This is a genomic window from uncultured Proteiniphilum sp. (assembly GCF_937873925.1).
Lineage (GTDB): Bacteria > Bacteroidota > Bacteroidia > Bacteroidales > Dysgonomonadaceae > Proteiniphilum.
In genome coordinates this window covers 1-17,181 of sequence record NZ_CALNAT010000072.1, presented here as the reverse complement: position 1 = coordinate 17,181, position 17,181 = coordinate 1, and the positions used below count along the sequence as shown (strand labels likewise).

Here is a 17,181-nt window from a genome sequence, read left to right as displayed (position 1 = left end):
TTTAAAAAATTATCAATTATGGACAATTTAAGATTTAAAGGAAAATGGAATGAGTTGAAAGGTCTTGCTAAGCAAGAATGGGCTGATCTGACAGAGGACGATCTTCTTTACGAAGAAGGCAAAGAAGAAGAACTGTATGGAAGGATCCAACAGAAAACCGGTAAAGCCAGAGATGAAATCCGGGACTGGTTTAACCGGCAAGTAGATAAACTCTAAATCCGATATTTTCCCACGATAAGGGTAATTGCCACAGGGCAATTGCCCTTATTATCTTATCGGATATACCTTTACCAATTTACCAAAAAATCAAAAGTTATGACACCATATCAGGATTATAAATCATGTATTGATGCTTGCCTTGCCTGCGCAAGCGCGTGTAATCATTGTGCTTCTTCCTGCACGAAAGAAGAAGATGTAAAAATGATGGCAAAATGTATCCGGACGGATATGGAATGCGCCGCAATATGTTATGCCGCTGCTCAATTGATGAGCCTGGGCAGCGAAAAATCGAAGGAAATATGCGGGTTGTGTGCCGAAATATGCGATCAATGTGCCGATGAATGTGAAAAACATTCGCACGATCACTGTCGGGAATGCGCCGAAGCTTGCCGGAAATGTGCCGATGAATGTCGGAAAATGGAAGGAATATCCCGTTATTAATTCTGTGTTCGATGAGCTGTCGGAGAAAAACCGACCCATCTTTGGGTTTCGATTGAATGTTGGGTTTGCCTCGAGTTTAAATTTTATTTTCAATTTAAATTGTAAATTTGCAAAACTCATTAATCGGTATCCGAATGAATACAGCAGAATTGCTCAATATCCGCCTATATAACCAGTTACTTTCAACCCATCACATGAAGGAACCCCACGAAATAGTTTCATGGATGGGGGCTATGCAGTCTCAAGCGCTCGACCAGGCTAAATGGGCGATAGGTGCCGCATCTATTATATCCTTTCACCAGATTTTGACTAAATTTGCAACGATTACCTGAGGTGAGAGATGATGTAAAGAATTTGATTATTAATAATATAAACGCAAAAATTATGTGTGAGAAAAATCAAAGAAGAGGTTCCGCAAGCGATGCTGTGTACGGACTGGGACTGATAGGTGCGGCCATCTATTTTATCTCGGCTGCCACATCATTCTGGATGGGGGTGCTGGGCTTCCTGAAAGCAATTGTATGGCCGGCATTCCTGGTCTATGAAGCTTTCAAATACCTGTTGGCCGGATAGGGCAAAAATAGTGGGTAATTTATCTCAAAAATGAAACCGGCCTAAGAATTCCAACTTATCGCTGGCTGCCAATCCATTGGGATTACATCCCGGTTTTCCTTCCGGAATTGCTACACCAAGGCTGTCGTAATGGGCTACCCAGGTGTCATCGAATTCCCCTGTCTCCGGATTGAGAAAGGTCATGGGGTTCAATTCAAAGATAGAATCATTTTCAAACATTCTGTAGATAAATTCTGAACAATAATGGCTTGAGTCGTTCCATACATAGGAGAAATTGTAGGGTTTTCCTAACATCTCTTCTGCTAATGCCCATCCTTTTTTGATACTGCCGGTATATTCATCTTTCAACCTGTAACGGTAGATATCGGATTCCTGTTCATCTCTGAAATCTGGCAGCAATATTTTCCGGGTTCCCTCTTCCGGGGATGCATCCAGTACCCATATAGTATCGGCATCGACCTGAATAATGGCAACATGTACATAATCTGTTTTTAATGCCGTTTGTGTCACCCGGTTGATCGCGGAAGAGAGGCCGTAGTCCTCTGCCGCTACAAACAGTAAATCCCCATCCCTGATCTCATTCCTGTCGGAGCAGGAGTATGCCAGTAACAATAAGCCGCAAAAAAATGTGATATTTCCTTTTTTCATTCTGTTTTGTTCTTAAATAGAATGTCTCTGCAAGATAAATAGCCATAAAGGTAGTATTTTTAAAATAAACAATTGAGATAAGTTACCCACCTCCACCCGAATTTCCACAAAATGAAACTTTTTGAAATCTGAAGCGTTTAGAATAAATACAGAGTTTCAACCATATTTCGGAATGAAAAATATTTCTGATCGATAGATGATTAATATAGAGCAAATTCACTATAACACCCAAAGGAAGATAATCCATATCGACATGGATGCTTTCTATGCCTCCATTGAACAGCGCGATAATCCCGAATTCCGGGGTAAACCGGTTGCTGTGGGATATGGTGAAAAACGGGGAGTGGTTGCAGCTGCGAGTTACGAAGCGCGTAAATACGGAGTTCATTCGGCGATGCCTTCGGTGACGGCCTTGCGCAAGTGCCCGCACATCATCTTCGTAATGCCCCGGTTTGATGTCTACAGAAGCGTTTCGAACCAGATCATACAAATTTTTCTGGAATATACCGATAAAGTGGAACCTCTGTCGCTCGACGAGGCCTTTCTCGACGTAACGGTGAATCACAGGGGACTCCGGTCCGCCACCCTGATCGCGAAGGAGATCAAACAGAAGATATTCACCCGGACACGTCTCACAGCGTCCGCCGGCGTTTCGTATAATAAATTCCTGGCAAAGATCGCCTCGGACTATAAGAAGCCGGACGGGTTGTTCGTGATTGAACCGGAAAAGGCTGAATCTTTTGTGGAGAAATTGCCTGCCGATAGGTTCTTCGGGGTCGGGAAGGTGACGGCGGCGCGGATGGCGGAACTGGGTATCAGGACGGGATATGATCTGAAGCAGTGGAGCGGGATCGACCTGGTACGTGAGTTCGGGAAGGCGGGGATTACCTATTATCATTTTGCCAGAGGTGAAGACGACAGGGAGGTGGAATCTGAGAGAGTTCGCAAGTCGTTGGGCGCCGAAGAGACTTTTTCCGAAGACCTGAGCGAAATTGTGGATATGCTGGGCGCACTCGATCAGATTGCCGGAGAGGTGTGTCGTAGAGCTGAAAAGCGGAAATTCCTCGCCAAAACGCTCACCCTGAAAATTAAATATGCTGATTTCACGATTATTACACGAAGCAGGACAGTGAGTTATTATATCAAGACCTACCGTGAACTGTTCGAGTTGGGTAAAGAGTTGCTGTTGCAGGTGGATGAACTGGGAGATAAAAAGATACGGCTGATGGGACTCACGCTGAAAAATGCCGATGCCGATCCGGTACACCTGCCGGCCGATGGTTTTCAGTTATCACTCGATTTTAAGGAGTAATCCTCTCCCTGTCAGTAAGATTGTAAACTTTTCCCCTTTGGCATGGCGTTCAGTATATTTTTACGAACAGTGCGTATAGACGGTACTAAATCGTATTCCATCATTTCGAGTATTGTTTTAAGTTCCTCCAATAATTCCGGAGTGAGACGACAAAGTTCATAAGCCAATTTCATACAAAGAGACTGTACTCCGGGTAGTTCCCGTTTCGAGATCATCCGTTCCAGGCAGAAATCCAGAAAGTCCACCCGGGGCGGGTTCCGTAATGGTTGCCGGTACAATAAACAAAGAATCAACCTTCGTTTACCCGGATGTTCACATAAGAGGAGCCCATCGATCAATTCATCCTGTTTATTATAAAGCCATACATTGTCGTTTAAGGAAAAATGGGTCATCACCCAGGCCGCATTATAACCGATATTATCATCGGTATCGAAAAGACATTCATACAATTCCTGCTTTTTCTGATTGTTATTTTGCAGAAGATAGGTGATTTCATGAATGTCTTCCATTCCGATCCGATGGGATAGCCTGGTTTTTATGTCCACGGTTGATTGTCTTTATATTTTAAAGTGAAAAATTCTCCGGGATCTTTCCCCGGATCCCTTTGTAATAGGACTTTATTTTTTCGATATCCTTCTCATAATCCCCTGATGGATGAATAAGACCGAGAAACAGGGCTTCTTTTTTGTCGTAATCCAAACCGACCAGTACAATGGGAACACCCGCTTTAAGCGCGATGTAATAAAAACCTCTTTTCCACTCTTTCACCGGCTTGCGGGTGCCTTCGGGGGTAATGGCCAACTGCATTTGGTCACGCCCGTCGAACTCCGCGGCAAGGGAGTCGGTAAGGGAGGAATTTTTTTCCCTGTGTACCGGAATACCGCCTATGCTCTTAAAAAATAGGTTGATAGGGAAGATGAACCATTCAGCTTTGATCAGGAAGTTGGCTGTTCTGCCGATGGAGGAGTAGGCCAGTTTCGCCACCAAAAAATCCCAGTTGCTGGTGTGCGGAGCCACGGCGATCACGCATTTGGGGATATCGGGAAATTCCCCCCTGACATGCCAGCCGAGGATCTTGTTGAAAATAAATTTGCTGATTCGCTTCATTCTCCCTGTTTTTTATGTGGATGATTTACTTTCAGAGTTTATTCGTAGGTTTCGTTCCGGCTCATAATGCCGGGAAGTTTAGCGCGGCCGGGAAACTCAATGAGATTTACTTTTCAGAGCTCGTTCTGCAACTGTTCCCAGTTTTGCATTGTACGATCCAGCCGGGCTTTGGTGTCTAAGTATTTTTGTAACAGGTCTATGTCCGACGCACCCCCCGGTGTGGATAGTACCGTTTCCATTTCCGAAATCTTCTTTTCGAGCGCTTCTATCTTATTTTCCGTCTCTTCAATCTGCTTCTTCAGCTTGTGCTGTTTTCTGTTCAACTCTTTCTGTTCCTGATAGGAGAGTTTACTCTCCGACGGCTGCTCTTGTTTCTTTTCGGTTTTTGATGCTACAGATGTGGAGAGCTCCAGTTGCTGCAGGTTCTCCAATTTCTTCTTGGCAAGAAAATCGTAAATACCACCCAGGTGTTCTTTCACATTTCCTCCGCCGAATTCATAAACCTTACTCACTAATCCGTTCAGGAAATCACGGTCGTGTGACACAATGATGGCAGTACCGTCGAACTTGCTGATCGCCTTTTTCAGTACCTCCTTCGATGCTATATCCAGGTGGTTGGTCGGCTCATCCAGAATAAGCAGGTTCACCGGCTCCAGAAGCAGTCGGATCATCGCCAGACGGCTTCGCTCACCGCCGGACAGCACCTTCACTTTCTTGTCTGAGGCTTCACCGCCAAACATAAAGGCGCCCAGAATATCGCGTATTTTTGTGCGGACATCGCCCACGGCCACATAGTCGATGGTATCGAATACCGTCATCTCTTCATCCAGCAGTTGCGCCTGATTCTGGGCAAAATAACCGATCTTTACATTATGCCCCAGCTCCAGTTTTCCCCCGTGATCGATCTCGTTCATGATGCACTTCACAAGGGTGGATTTCCCTTCGCCGTTCTTTCCTACAAACGCCACTTTCTCGCCCCGATCGATGGTGAGCGTGGCATCCCGGAAGACAAGATGCTCCCCATAACTTTTCGATACTTCTTCCATAACTACGGGGTAGGAACCCGATCGGGGGGCGGGAGGAAATTTCAGGTTGAGCCGGGAGTTATCCACTTCATCTACCTCGATCCGTTCTATCTTTTCTAATTGTTTGATGCGCGACTGTACCTGGTTCGATTTGGTGGCCTTGTAACGGAACCGCTCGATAAAATTTTCCGTATCTTTAATTTGCTTTTGCTGATTTTCGTAAGCCCGCTGCTGCTGCTCACGTCTTTCCCGGCGCAGTTCTACATATTGAGAATAATTTACTTTGTAGTCATGAGTGTTACCCAGTACGATCTCTATGGTCCGGTTGGTCACTGTATCCAGAAAAGCGCGGTCGTGCGATACCAGCATAACGGCGTTGGAGTGTGTGGTAAGAAAATTCTCTAACCATTGGATCGACTCTATGTCGAGGTGGTTGGTCGGCTCGTCGAGCAACAGCACATCAGGTGCCTGCAATAGCAGCTTTGCCAGTTCGATACGCATGCGCCAGCCACCGCTGAACTCACGGGTAGGCCGGTCGAAATCGCTCCGCAGGAATCCCAGCCCCATCAATGTTTTTTCCACTTCAGCCTCGAAATTGTGGATCCCTGACATTTGCAGTAACTCCTGCAGGTCGGTCGCCCGTTCAATCACGGCATGATAGGCTTCCGACTCGTAATCGGTGCGTTCGGCCATTTCCCTGTGCAGTTGCTCCAGTTCCTTTTCCATCTTTTGCAGATGGACGAATGCCAATGAAGCTTCTTCACGCACGGTACGGCTGTCGCTCAGCCTCATCTGTTGCGGCAGGTAACCGATGGAGACACCTTTAGGTAAAGAAACCACTCCGCCCGAAGGCTGTTGCAGCCCTGCCATAATTTTCAGGAGTGTCGATTTCCCGGCGCCGTTTTTGCCTGTAAGGGCTACCCGTTCGTTCTTGTTCAGGACGAACGATATCCGATCGAGCAACGTGAAACCGCCGAACTCAACGGTAAGGTTTTCTATGCTGAGCATTTAATTTTTCAATTACATTAGCCATTTTCAATTCTTATTGCACTATTTGAGCCGCAAGCTCCTCGATTGTTAATTCTACACTCGGCAAAACCAAAGCAAGCTTTGTTTCCGCTCTCACTTATCGAAATAGTTCTCGCAACGGCATATTCAAGTAAACTTCACTCAACATAGTAAAAACAAGTTTTGCCTCTGTGTTCACTTAGCGAAATAGTTCTTTATATCGCTGATGATCTCCTGAAGAATGACCGGCTTTTGTTCCCCGGTCTCCATATTCTTCAGCGTGATCTTTTCCTCTTTTATTTCGTTTTCGCCCAGGATGGCCACGAAGGGGATATGGTTACTGTCGGCATAGGACATCTGCTTCTTCATTTTGGCCACATCGGGATAGAGTTCGCAACGAATACCGGCACCTCTCAACTGTTGCATCACCGGAAGAAGATAGCCGGTTTCCTTTTCACCGAAGTTGACGAACAGCAGGTCGGTAGTGTGCATAAAACTTTCGGGAAAAAGATCGAGTTGGTGCAGCACGTCGTAAATTCGATCGGCACCGAACGATATCCCTACACCGGAAACGCCCGGTAGCCCGAAGATGCCGGTCAGGTTGTCATACCTGCCGCCGCCGGTGATACTCCCGATTTCCGCGTCGAGCGCCTTCACTTCGATGATAGCGCCTGTATAGTAGTTGAGTCCCCGTGCCAGTGTCAGGTCGAGTGTCACTTCATTTTTCAGTGAAAGCAACTCTGTTTTATCGAAAATATACTCTATCTCCTCCACACCTTTCAATCCGGTAGAAGAAGTTACCAGTACTTCTTTCAGTTTCTCGAGTTTTTCGCGGGTAGTGCCGCTCAACAGGAGGATAGGTTGTAACTTCTCTATCGCCTCCTGTGCAATTCCTTTCGATGCCAGCTCTTCGTTCACCTTTTCCGTTCCGATTTTATCGAGTTTGTCGATGGCGACAGTGATATCGGTGATCTTATCGCCTTCCCCGATGATCTCGGCGATACCGGAAAGGATCTTTCGGTTATTCAGCTTCACCGAAACGCGGGTAGCGAAGCGCGAAAAGACCTCATCGATGATTTGGATCAATTCCACCTCGTTGAGCAGGGAATCCGATCCCACGATATCGGCATCACACTGGAAAAACTCGCGGTAACGCCCTTTCTGGGGACGGTCGGCCCGCCATACCTGTTGTATCTGGTAGCGTTTGAAGGGGAAGGTAATATCGTTACGGTGCATCACCACGTATCGGGCAAAGGGTACGGTGAGGTCGTACCGGAGTCCTTTCTCCGAAATCTTATTGGCTGTCTTCGAAGAGTTCCCTTCGGCAATATCCTCCACGCCCATATCACCCAGGAAATGGCCGGAGTTAAGTATCCTGAACAATAGTTTATCTCCCTCCTCGCCGTATTTCCCCATCAGTGTGGAGAGGTTCTCCATCGCCGGAGTTTCAATCTGGCGAAAGCCATAGAGACGGTAAACATCTTTGATAGTATCGAAAATATAGTTCCGCTTCGCCGTCTCTTCAGGCGAAAAATCTCTTGTCCCTTTGGGTATGGAAGGTTTTTGCATTGTTCTCTTGATCTTTGTTTTGAGGTGCAAAGATAAGTAAACTTAAAGTGAATAATGAAAAACTAAAAACTTTTCACTATTCACTTTCCATTTTCCACTTTTAATTTTTCACTTTTCACTTTATAATAGATTGCTCGCCAATTCCGAGAGTTCACTTCTCTCACCTTTTACAAGGTTTATATGGCCGAACAGGTTCTGTCCCCGCATCTTGTCGATCATATAAGCCAACCCGTTGGACTGCGTATCGAGATAGGGCGAGTCGATCTGCTGAAGGTCCCCGGTGAACACCATCTTGGTGCCTTCGCCGGCACGGGTAATGATAGTCTTCACCTCATGCGGGGTGAGGTTCTGCGCTTCATCAATGATACAGAACGTTCCGGTGAGGCTTCGTCCGCGGATAAATGCCAACGCTTCTATCTCCAACTGTCCTGATTTTTGCATTTCATCGATCAGCCTGAGATCTGGGTTGTTCTGACCCATACCCGATTTGATCACATTCAGGTTGTCAAAAAGAGGTTGCATATAGGGAGCGACTTTCTGTTTTTCATCGCCCGGCAGATAACCCAGATCTTTGTTCGACAGGGAAACGATAGGGCGCGCTAGCAATATCTGGTTATACACCTTATGTTGCTTAAGTGCGGAAGCCAGTGCCAGCAACGTCTTTCCGGTGCCCGCTTTTCCTGTAAGTCCCACCAGCTTCACCTCCGGATCGTTCAGTATCTCGAAAGCGAATGCCTGTTCCGCATTTCGCGGTTGGATGCCGAAATTGGATTCTTTCTCAATTTTTGTTATTTTTTGTGTGAACGGATTGTAGCGGGCTAACACACTGTTCCTTTCACTTTTGAGGATAAAACAACGATTTGGATCAAGTTGGATCTCGAAATTGAACTCATCGATATCCACTCCGCCCGACTGAGCGTATATTTTGTCGATCAGGTCGGGGTTGATACTCTCGATCACCTCCTCACCCTGTGAGAAAATATCGACATTGGTCACCTTGTCGTTGATATAATCTTCAGCCAGCATACCCAAAGAGCGCGCTTTCATCCGCAGGTTGATATCTTTTGACACCAGAATGGTCTTCATCTCCGGATGTTTTTCGGCTACTTCCGACACCACGGTAAGGATACGGTTGTCAGGCGTTTTTTCGGGGAAAGCATCGATGATCTTCCTGTTGTCCTTCGAACCGTTCACAATATAGAGTTTGCCTCTGCCTACCCCCAGATCGGCGCCATTGGTGAACAGATCGTCGTCGGTGATCAGATCCAGTTCACGTACAAAAGCGCGGGCGTTGAAATTGATCTGATCGCTTCCTTTCTTGAACTTATCCAGTTCCTCCAGCACTACAAAAGGGATATAAATATCGTTCTCCTCAAAATTATCGAGGCAGTTGAAATCGTGCAGGATCACATTTGTGTCGAGGATAAAGTTTTTCTTGGCGCCCGCGGCTGTAGTTTTGGTATTGGTCTTACTCTTACCTTTTGTTGCGGTAGTTTTTGTTTTCTCCCTGGTTTTACTGTCAGTTGTTGTCATATTTTTCTAAATTTAACGTGTAATTCGGATCATATTCTTTGTTTGTCGCTACCCATTGTAATAAAAAACATAATTCAGGTAAGAATGTTTTGACCGGTCTGATTTTTTGTTCTGCTGAAACAAAAAAACTATCTTTGCCCAATTCTTGTTTTCAGTAAAATTAGCCGTTTTCTGCACCCGACATAGTCAGAACAAGTTTTATCTCTGTGTTCGCTTCACGAAGACGTTCTACAAAAGTAACGAATTTTATGAAGAAAATATTATTAACAATTAATTGCGTAATGATAATGATGACCGCACCTGCAAAAGACAATCCTTTTTCAAAACCTTTTGCTACACCGTATGAAACGGCTCCGTTCCATCTGATCAGGACGGAACATTACGAGCCTGCTTTTGATAAAGCGATAGAAGAGCATCAGTCGGAGATTGATGCGATTGTTGCTAATTCTCAGGATCCTACGTTTATAAATACCATTGAAGCGATGGAGTATTCCGGTGAAATGCTGAGCCGGGTGAGCAGCGTCTTCTTCAATTTGTTGAGTGCCGAGAGCAATGATGAGATGATGGAAATCTCGCAGCGGTTAAGCCCGAAGCTATCTGAACATTCCAATAATATCAATCTGAATGAAGTGCTTTTTGAGCGGGTAAAAGCGGTTTACGATGCGCGTCATACCTCCGGACTCACCCCGGAACAGATCCGGTTGACGGAGAAATATTACGAAAACTTTGAAAACAGCGGCGCTACGCTATCCCCCCAAGGAAAAGAAAAATATCGCGCGCTATCAATGGAACTGAGTAAGGCTACCCTTGAATTCGGACAGAACAATCTTCGGGAAACCAATGCTTTTGAGATGCTGCTTACTGATAAAGACGATCTGGTGGGATTACCGGAGAGCCTGACAGATGCTGCCGCCGGGAAAGCAAAATCGAAAGGGAAGGAGGGTTGGCTGATCGATTTCTCGGCGCCCAGCTACATCGGGTTCATGAAATATTCTTCCCTCCGCGATCTGCGGGAGCAGCTTTATAAGGCTTACAGTACGAAAGGTGTGGCTGGTGGTGAGTTCTACAATCAGGAAAATGTGCGGAAAATTGTCAATCTCCGTCTGGAGATCGCCTGTCTGCTGGGATATAGCAGCTATTCGGAATATGTGTTGAAGACCAGGATGGCGAAGAATGAGGCGGCGGTTTTCGGATTGCTTGACCGGCTGGCAGAGGCATTTGGGCCGACAGCCCGCCAGGAGTTGGGAGATGTGCAGTTATTTGCCTCACAGACGGAAGGGGAGCTGTTCGACCTGCAACCATGGGACTGGAGCTATTATGCCGATAAATTGAAAGATAACCGTTTTGATTTGAACGACGAGATGACGCGTCCCTATTTCGAATTGGAAAATGTGAAAAAGGGTGTTTTCGGACTGGCTACCGACCTGTACGGTCTGCAATTTGTGAAAAATGCTGATATTCAGGTTTATCATCCTGAAGTAGAGGCTTATGAGGTATCGGATGAGAATGGAGATTTTCTCGCCGTTTTATATACCGACTTTCATCCCCGTGACGGGAAACGTTCCGGTGCATGGATGACCTCTTTCAAAGAACAATATATGAGAGATGGCAAAGACAGCCGCCCCCATGTTTCGATTGTGATGAACTTTACCCGCCCTACAGAAACAAAACCGGCATTACTTACTTTCGACGAGGTGAAAACATTCCTGCATGAGTTCGGCCATGCACTGCACGGTATGCTTGCGAAAAGCACCTACGAAACGCTTTCCGGTACCAGTGTGTACCGTGATTTTGTGGAACTTCCTTCGCATATCATGGAGAACTGGTTGGTACAGAAAGAATATCTCGACAAGTTCGCTTTCCATTACCAAACTGGCGAAAAGATGCCGGAAGAATTGTTGCAGAAGATAGTGGATGCCTCTAACTACAACACCGGTTATGCTACCTTGCGCCAACTCTCATTCGGTTACCTTGATATGGCGTGGCATTCCTTAGAAGTGCCCTTTGAAGGAGATGTCCGTGCATTTGAACAGGATGCGATGGCACGCGTACAACTGCTGCCGGTAGTCCCCGAAACCTCTATGTCCACTTCTTTCAGTCATATTTTCTCGGGAGGATATGCAGCAGGCTACTACAGTTATAAATGGTCGGAAGTGATGGATGCTGATGCCTTCTCTGTTTTTAAGAAGAATGGAATTTTTGATAAAGAGACGGCCCATTCATTCAGGATCAATGTTTTAGAGAAAGGGAACACTGAAGATCCAATGATTCTTTTTATCCGTTTTCGCGGTCAGGAACCCTCTGTGGATGCCTTACTCAGGAGAAGCGGAGTGGATAACTAAAACAGTGATATATAATTTTTTTGCAAATTTATGGCTAATTTTTTTTGTCACAATTATTTTATCCCTATCTTTGTTGCGCATAAGTATTTTTTTAGCGGGCCGTTATTTAGTTTCTTCACACCATTGTTAAGTTATTTCCTAACTCCTCTTTATTGAAAGGACTTCTGCACAAGTTATTTATTTTTTTTTATTTTAATTTTTTTACATGAACATTTTTGTAGCTGGCTTAAGTTATCAGATTACGGATGCCGATTTAAAAGAACTGTTTGAGGAATACGGAGACGTTTCCTCCGCCAAGATTATTACTGACCGTGAAACCCGCCGTTCAAAAGGCTATGGTTTCGTGGAAATGTCCAACGATGCAGATGGACAACGCGCCATTGAAGAACTCAACGATGCCGAATACGACGGACGTACATTGTCTGTTTCCGAAGCTCGTCCCCGTACTGAGGGTGATCGCCCCAGAAATAACAACCGTGGAGGTTACGGAAACCGCGACAGAAACAGGTATTGATCTTTTTAGATTCAAAGAAAACTGCATCACACCGATGCAGTTTTTTTGTGCCCTTTCGGTTCATCGGGAAGAAAATTTGTTATTTTTACACCGCTAATTTCTTATTAAACGTTTTCGTTTCGAGTATAGAACTATTTCGTTTTTATTTGCTTTGCCGAACGTAGAAATAGTTTAAAGCATTTGAAATAGTGCAATAGGACTTGAAATGGTCTCATCATAATTGAATTATTCCGTTTATATCCAGTAACATATTATGTGTACGCTACTTACGATTGAAACATCCACACCTGTATGCTCCTGTGCGCTCTCGCGCGACGGGGAGATACTGATGAACAAAGAGAATTATGAAGGCCGCTCACATGCAAGCCTGTCAGGTCTGTTTGTCCATGAGATAATGGAGTATGCCAGGGAACAAGATATCAGTTTGGACGCTATTGCTGTGAGTAGCGGTCCCGGATCCTATACCGGACTGCGTATCGGTGTGTCGGAGGCCAAGGGGCTGAGTTACGGTCTGGGTATCCCGCTCATTGCCATTCCCACTGCCCGTATCATGGCCTCAATGATGAAGGAGAAGGCGGATGAGAAAACCTTGCTTTGCCCGATGGTCGATGCCCGGCGGATGGAGGTGTACGCCACCTTTTTCGATCGCTCACTGAATGTGGTCCGCGAAACGTCCGCCGACATTGTAGAGGAGGGCAGTTATAGCGAGCTTCTTGAAGAACGGAAAATAATCTTCTTCGGCAACGGGGCCGAAAAATGCCGTTCCGTTATCACACATCCCAATGCTCTGTTTTTTGATAATATTCATCCCTTGGCTTCGGGAATGGTATCTTTGGCAGAAAAGGATTTTGCCGATAAATCGTTTGTGGATGTAGCTTATTTTGAACCTTTTTATCTGAAAGAGTTTGTAGCTACCCTACCCAGAAATAAAATAATCGATATCAAAAGCTGATCACTCTTCCTACCCTAACGGTGTTTTGCCGGTAATCGGCTTGTATTTTGAAAGGTATGGAATGGTGAGGGCTTTTCAGGGAGCTAACCGTTGCATACTCCAACCTTTATCGACTTTATAATATGCTATGCGATCATGCATCCGGTTGGGACGCCCCTGCCAGAATTCAATCAGGGTCGGCCGGATCACGAAACCACCCCAGTGAGGAGGTCGGGGAACCTCTTTACCCGCGAATTGCGCCGTATATCTTTTTTGTAACTCTTCCAATTCTTCACGGCCTTTCACTATCCTGCTTTGGGGCGATGCCCATGCGCCTATTTTGGCATCATTAGGCCGCACGTTGAAATAAGCATCCGACTCTTCATCCTCTAACTTTTCAACAAGCCCTTCGATTCTTACCTGGCGCTCTATCTCATGCCAGTCCAAGACCGCTGCTGTAAAAGGGTTAGCAAGTAATTCCCGCCCTTTTCGGCTCATATAGTTGGTATAAAATACAAATCCTTTCTCATTCACCTCTTTTAGTAGTACCACGCGCGCAGAAGGTCTTCCGTCGGGGGTGGCGGAAGCCACGATCATGGCATTGGGTTCCGGCAAGCCGGAGGCAATAGCCGTTTCCAACCACACTCTGAATTCATCGAACGGATTTGATGCCATCTCCGTTTTGTTCAGGCTTCCTGCCCTGTATTCCTGCCTCATTCTACTTAATTCATCCATCTGCTGTGAAATTTTTTCGATTCTGCTTTCATTCTTTCTTAGCCATATAATGCATATATTGATTAGGGAAAAATATCGATACCGGAAAGTATCGCCCCAAAGGGAGTCGTTGGCAAATGTACAGGAAAAAACCGGATTTTTATGCGTGTTACCATAAAAACAAACTGAATTCCACATAGATTCCACAGATATTCTTTCTAATAATGCTGCATTTTCTTATCTTCGCAGATTGATATGTGTGGTAAACGGATCAGATGATAAAAGCAGAGAAAATTTTCAAGAGTTTCGGCCCGCTTCAGGTCCTGAAAGGGATCGATCTGGAGGTGCGGAAGGGTGAGATAGTTTCTATCGTGGGGCCGAGCGGCGCTGGTAAAACAACCTTACTGATGATCATGGGGACATTGGAAAAAGCCGACGCCGGCAGGATTTATATCGATAATCAGGAGTTAAGTTCCCTGAGTGAGAAAAAACTGTCTGATTTCCGGAACCGGAACATCGGGTTTGTTTTTCAGTTTCACCAGTTGTTGCCCGAATTTACCGCCCTCGAAAATGTGATGATCCCGGCGCTGATAGGGCGTGCGAAACATGCCGAAGCAGAAGCGGGAGCCAAGGAATTGCTGCACATGATGGGCCTCTCCGGACGTATCTCACATAAACCGGCGGAACTGTCGGGGGGTGAAAAACAACGCGTGGCGGTAGCCCGGGCGCTGATCAACGATCCTCTTGTGGTATTTGCCGATGAGCCTTCCGGAAGCCTTGACTCCGATAATAAGGAAGAACTCCATAAGCTTTTTTTCGAACTGCGGGATAAACTTAACCAGACCTTCATCATCGTGACGCATGATGAACAACTGGCATCGATCACTGACAGAACCATTCACATGATAGACGGACAGATTGTCGATCAATAGAAATTATAAGTATAACCATCAAGTATATCGATCCAAACCGTATGAAGAGTAAATCACTATTTATGGCAATTATTATCACCGGAAGCTTGCTGGCCTGCAACGAGACTTCTCAGACGCCGGCTTCCAAAGAGACAGGGAAAAAAGGAAGCAAAGAACTGACGGAAACGATAGGTAAAGCAAGGCCCAGTATAGAGAACGGGATCATGACACCTGAAGTGCTTTACAGCTTCGGTAGGGTAGGGAATGTGGAGGTGTCGCCCGACAAATCGTATATACTTTATCAGGTGACCTATGTGAGTATTACTCAGAATAAAACGAATTCGGAGTTGTTCATTATGAAAAGTGATGGTTCGGAGAAGAAACAACTCACCATCACCAACACACAGGAGAGCAATCCGCATTGGATCGCGAACGGTAAAAAGATAGCCTTCCTGAGCAACGAAACCGGTTCTTCACAGATATGGACCATCAATCCCGATGGGGGAGGGATGAAACAGATATCCAACGTGGAAGGCGGAATAGATGGATTTAAATATTCACCCGATGGGAAGAAAGTACTGTTCATCAAAAATGTGAAAACGGTGGAGACGGCAGCCGAAAAATATCCCGACCTGCCCGATGCGTCGGGACGGATAGTGGATAACCTGATGTACAAGCATTGGGACACGTGGGTGGAGAGTGTGCCTCATCCCTTTGTCGCCGATCTTTCAGGCAATAAGTTATCGAATATAAAAGACCTGTTGGAAGGAGAATCTTATGAAGCGCCGCTGGCGCCTTTCGGAGGCATAGAGCAATTAGCCTGGAGCCCCGACGGTAAAACCATTGCCTATACATCCCGTAAAAAGATTGGAAAGGAATACTCCCTCTCCACCAATTCCGATATCTATTTTTATGATGTGGAAACCGGTCAAACCCAAAACATGACTGAAGGGATGAAGGGGTACGATGTAAATCCGCAGTTCTCGCCTGACTGAAAATACCTTGCCTGGCAGAGTATGGAGCGCGAGGGGTATGAATCGGATAAGAACCGGTTATTCGTGATGGATCTGACGACGGGAGGGAAAACTTACGTAACGGAACAATTCGATTATAATACCGATGACTTCGTCTGGAACAGCGACAACCGTACCGTTTATATGGTGTCGCCTGTGAAAGGAACCACCCATCTCTACGCGGCGGATATCATTACCAGAGAGATTACCCCTATCACTCAGGGAAAATACGACTACACGTCTGTTGCCCTAGGCAATGGCAAATTGATTGCGAAACGGCAGTCCATGTCGCAACCCGCGGAGATTTACAGTGTGGATATTGCGTCGGGACAAGCTATCGAAATATCACTTGAAAACAAGGAAATACTGGATCAGTTGCGGATGGGAGAGGTAGAGGAGCGATGGATCGCCACTACCGACGGTAAAGAGATGCTTACCTGGGTGGTCTATCCGCCCGATTTCGATCCCGCGAAGAGCTATCCCGCCCTTTTGTATTGCCAGGGGGGGCCGCAGAGCATGGTGAGTCAGTTCTGGTCGTATCGCTGGAATATCCAGATGATGGCAGCCAACGGTTACATTGTGGTGGCGCCCAACCGCCGCGGTTTGCCCGGATTCGGGCAAGAGTGGCTGGAACAGATCAGTGGCGATTATAGTGGACAAAATATGAAAGATTACCTTTCGGCTATTGATGCAGTAGCAAAAGAACCTTATGTGGATGAGAATCGGCTCGGTTGTACCGGTGCCAGCTATGGAGGCTTTTCTGTCTATTGGCTTGCCGGAAACCACGAAGGACGTTTCAAGGCCTTTCTGTCGCATGCCGGTATTTTTAACCTGGAAGCGCAATATCTGGAAACTGAAGAGATGTGGTTCGCCGACTGGGATTTGGGCGGGCCGTTCTGGGATAAGTCAAATGCCGTTGCGCAACGGTCGTATGCCAATTCCCCCCATAAGTTCGTGGATAGATGGGATACGCCGATCATGATCACTCACGGTGAATATGATTACCGTATTCTGGCGTCGCAGGGCATGATGGCATTCAATGCCGCCCAGTTGCGCGGTATCCCGTCGCGTATGCTTATCTTCCCCGATGAGAACCATTGGATCAGTAAGCCGCAGAACGGTGTCCTGTTCCAGCGTGAGTTCTTCCGGTGGTTCGACGAATGGCTGAAATGTAAATTTTTGATAGAAAAAATCCCGTCAAAAGTTTTGTAATTCTGAAAATATCGTTACCTTTGCACTCGCTATCGAAATGATTAACCACAGTGGTGGATTAGGTCTCGGATAGTATAAAAATGGTGTGGTAGTTCAGTTGGTTAGAATA

Annotated in this window: 16 protein-coding genes and 1 pseudogene; 10 read left to right on the top strand and 7 right to left on the bottom strand. The window is 46.0% G+C overall.

Annotated features, from left to right (window positions below; all coding sequences use genetic code 11):
* Positions 1-18 precede the first annotated feature (18 nt).
* From Q0502_RS05085 to Q0502_RS05070, 4 genes are all read left to right on the top strand, one after another.
* Positions 19-216, top strand: coding sequence for a CsbD family protein (locus Q0502_RS05085; RefSeq protein ID WP_298647949.1), 198 nt, complete (start codon positions 19-21; stop codon positions 214-216).
* 99 nt (positions 217-315) lie between these two features.
* Entirely contained in the window at positions 316-660 is a 345-nt protein-coding gene (locus Q0502_RS18965) for a four-helix bundle copper-binding protein (protein ID WP_366521763.1), read from the top strand.
* 134 nt (positions 661-794) lie between these two features.
* Complete coding sequence (locus Q0502_RS05075; RefSeq protein ID WP_298647947.1) at positions 795-992, top strand: hypothetical protein; 198 nt, start codon at positions 795-797, stop codon at positions 990-992.
* 52 nt (positions 993-1,044) lie between these two features.
* Positions 1,045-1,233, top strand: a complete 189-nt coding sequence (locus Q0502_RS05070; RefSeq protein ID WP_298647944.1) for a hypothetical protein — start codon at positions 1,045-1,047, stop codon at positions 1,231-1,233.
* 24 nt (positions 1,234-1,257) lie between these two features.
* Here Q0502_RS05070 and Q0502_RS05065 read toward each other — a convergent pair whose 3' ends face one another.
* Positions 1,258-1,881, bottom strand: a complete 624-nt coding sequence (locus Q0502_RS05065; RefSeq protein ID WP_298647942.1) for a YiiX/YebB-like N1pC/P60 family cysteine hydrolase — start codon at positions 1,879-1,881, stop codon at positions 1,258-1,260.
* A 196-nt stretch (positions 1,882-2,077) separates the two neighbouring features.
* On the opposite strand from Q0502_RS05065, the gene dinB reads away from it, so the two are divergent.
* Complete coding sequence (dinB, locus tag Q0502_RS05060; protein WP_298647939.1) at positions 2,078-3,193, top strand: DNA polymerase IV; 1,116 nt, start codon at positions 2,078-2,080, stop codon at positions 3,191-3,193.
* 11 nt (positions 3,194-3,204) lie between these two features.
* On the opposite strand, the gene Q0502_RS05055 is transcribed toward dinB, so the two are convergent.
* The 5 genes from Q0502_RS05055 to Q0502_RS05035 form a co-directional block, all read right to left on the bottom strand.
* The gene (locus tag Q0502_RS05055; RefSeq protein ID WP_298647937.1) at positions 3,205-3,738 is read right to left on the bottom strand and encodes a hypothetical protein; all 534 of its coding nucleotides are present in this window, start codon (positions 3,736-3,738) and stop codon (positions 3,205-3,207) included.
* Positions 3,739-3,757: 19 nt separating this feature from the next.
* Entirely contained in the window at positions 3,758-4,300 is a 543-nt protein-coding gene (locus tag Q0502_RS05050; RefSeq protein WP_298647934.1) for a 1-acyl-sn-glycerol-3-phosphate acyltransferase, read from the bottom strand.
* 113 nt (positions 4,301-4,413) lie between these two features.
* Positions 4,414-6,333, bottom strand: a complete 1,920-nt coding sequence (locus tag Q0502_RS05045; RefSeq protein ID WP_298647932.1) for an ABC-F family ATP-binding cassette domain-containing protein — start codon at positions 6,331-6,333, stop codon at positions 4,414-4,416.
* A 195-nt stretch (positions 6,334-6,528) separates the two neighbouring features.
* The gene (gene hisS, locus Q0502_RS05040) at positions 6,529-7,902 is read right to left on the bottom strand and encodes a histidine--tRNA ligase (RefSeq protein ID WP_298647927.1); all 1,374 of its coding nucleotides are present in this window, start codon (positions 7,900-7,902) and stop codon (positions 6,529-6,531) included.
* Between the two features lie 120 nt (positions 7,903-8,022).
* Positions 8,023-9,435: a PhoH family protein gene (locus tag Q0502_RS05035; RefSeq protein WP_298647925.1), complete on the bottom strand. Its 1,413-nt coding sequence runs from the start codon at positions 9,433-9,435 to the stop codon at positions 8,023-8,025.
* A 248-nt stretch (positions 9,436-9,683) separates the two neighbouring features.
* Between Q0502_RS05035 and Q0502_RS05030 the strand changes: the two genes are divergently transcribed.
* The 3 genes from Q0502_RS05030 (at position 9,684) to tsaB (ending at position 13,243) form a co-directional block, all read left to right on the top strand.
* Positions 9,684-11,777: a M3 family metallopeptidase gene (locus tag Q0502_RS05030; protein WP_298647923.1), complete on the top strand. Its 2,094-nt coding sequence runs from the start codon at positions 9,684-9,686 to the stop codon at positions 11,775-11,777.
* 205 nt (positions 11,778-11,982) lie between these two features.
* On the top strand, positions 11,983-12,291 hold the full coding sequence (locus tag Q0502_RS05025; protein ID WP_298647922.1) for an RNA-binding protein: 309 nt from the start codon (positions 11,983-11,985) through the stop codon (positions 12,289-12,291).
* A 253-nt stretch (positions 12,292-12,544) separates the two neighbouring features.
* Positions 12,545-13,243, top strand: coding sequence for a tRNA (adenosine(37)-N6)-threonylcarbamoyltransferase complex dimerization subunit type 1 TsaB (gene tsaB / locus Q0502_RS05020; RefSeq protein WP_298647919.1), 699 nt, complete (start codon positions 12,545-12,547; stop codon positions 13,241-13,243).
* A gap of 75 nt (positions 13,244-13,318) precedes the next feature.
* Here tsaB and pdxH read toward each other — a convergent pair whose 3' ends face one another.
* A complete protein-coding gene (pdxH, locus tag Q0502_RS05015; protein ID WP_298647917.1) occupies positions 13,319-13,957 on the bottom strand; it encodes a pyridoxamine 5'-phosphate oxidase in 639 nt (212 codons plus the stop codon).
* Positions 13,958-14,211: 254 nt separating this feature from the next.
* On the opposite strand from pdxH, the gene Q0502_RS05010 reads away from it, so the two are divergent.
* Both Q0502_RS05010 and Q0502_RS05005 read left to right on the top strand, forming a co-directional pair.
* The gene (locus tag Q0502_RS05010; protein ID WP_298647914.1) at positions 14,212-14,868 is read left to right on the top strand and encodes an ABC transporter ATP-binding protein; all 657 of its coding nucleotides are present in this window, start codon (positions 14,212-14,214) and stop codon (positions 14,866-14,868) included.
* 41 nt (positions 14,869-14,909) lie between these two features.
* Positions 14,910-17,072: pseudogene (locus tag Q0502_RS05005) on the top strand (S9 family peptidase).
* The last annotated feature ends 109 nt before the right edge of the window (positions 17,073-17,181 follow it).

What these genes read in the sequence shown, in the direction of transcription:
- Q0502_RS05075 (WP_298647947.1), top strand. Translation starts at nt 795, where the DNA reads ATGAATACAGCAGAATTGCTCAATATCCGCCTATATAACCAGTTACTT.
- tsaB (WP_298647919.1), top strand. Translation starts at nt 12,545, where the DNA reads ATGTGTACGCTACTTACGATTGAAACATCCACACCTGTATGCTCCTGT.
- hisS (WP_298647927.1), bottom strand. Translation starts at nt 7,902, where the DNA reads ATGCAAAAACCTTCCATACCCAAAGGGACAAGAGATTTTTCGCCTGAA.
- Q0502_RS05035 (WP_298647925.1), bottom strand. Translation starts at nt 9,435, where the DNA reads ATGACAACAACTGACAGTAAAACCAGGGAGAAAACAAAAACTACCGCA.
- dinB (WP_298647939.1), top strand. Translation starts at nt 2,078, where the DNA reads ATGATTAATATAGAGCAAATTCACTATAACACCCAAAGGAAGATAATC.
- pdxH (WP_298647917.1), bottom strand. Translation starts at nt 13,957, where the DNA reads ATGGATGAATTAAGTAGAATGAGGCAGGAATACAGGGCAGGAAGCCTG.
- Q0502_RS05050 (WP_298647934.1), bottom strand. Translation starts at nt 4,300, where the DNA reads ATGAAGCGAATCAGCAAATTTATTTTCAACAAGATCCTCGGCTGGCAT.
- Q0502_RS05030 (WP_298647923.1), top strand. Translation starts at nt 9,684, where the DNA reads ATGAAGAAAATATTATTAACAATTAATTGCGTAATGATAATGATGACC.
- Q0502_RS05070 (WP_298647944.1), top strand. Translation starts at nt 1,045, where the DNA reads ATGTGTGAGAAAAATCAAAGAAGAGGTTCCGCAAGCGATGCTGTGTAC.
- Q0502_RS05065 (WP_298647942.1), bottom strand. Translation starts at nt 1,881, where the DNA reads ATGAAAAAAGGAAATATCACATTTTTTTGCGGCTTATTGTTACTGGCA.
- Q0502_RS18965 (WP_366521763.1), top strand. Translation starts at nt 316, where the DNA reads ATGACACCATATCAGGATTATAAATCATGTATTGATGCTTGCCTTGCC.
- Q0502_RS05025 (WP_298647922.1), top strand. Translation starts at nt 11,983, where the DNA reads ATGAACATTTTTGTAGCTGGCTTAAGTTATCAGATTACGGATGCCGAT.
- Q0502_RS05045 (WP_298647932.1), bottom strand. Translation starts at nt 6,333, where the DNA reads ATGCTCAGCATAGAAAACCTTACCGTTGAGTTCGGCGGTTTCACGTTG.
- Q0502_RS05085 (WP_298647949.1), top strand. Translation starts at nt 19, where the DNA reads ATGGACAATTTAAGATTTAAAGGAAAATGGAATGAGTTGAAAGGTCTT.
- Q0502_RS05010 (WP_298647914.1), top strand. Translation starts at nt 14,212, where the DNA reads ATGATAAAAGCAGAGAAAATTTTCAAGAGTTTCGGCCCGCTTCAGGTC.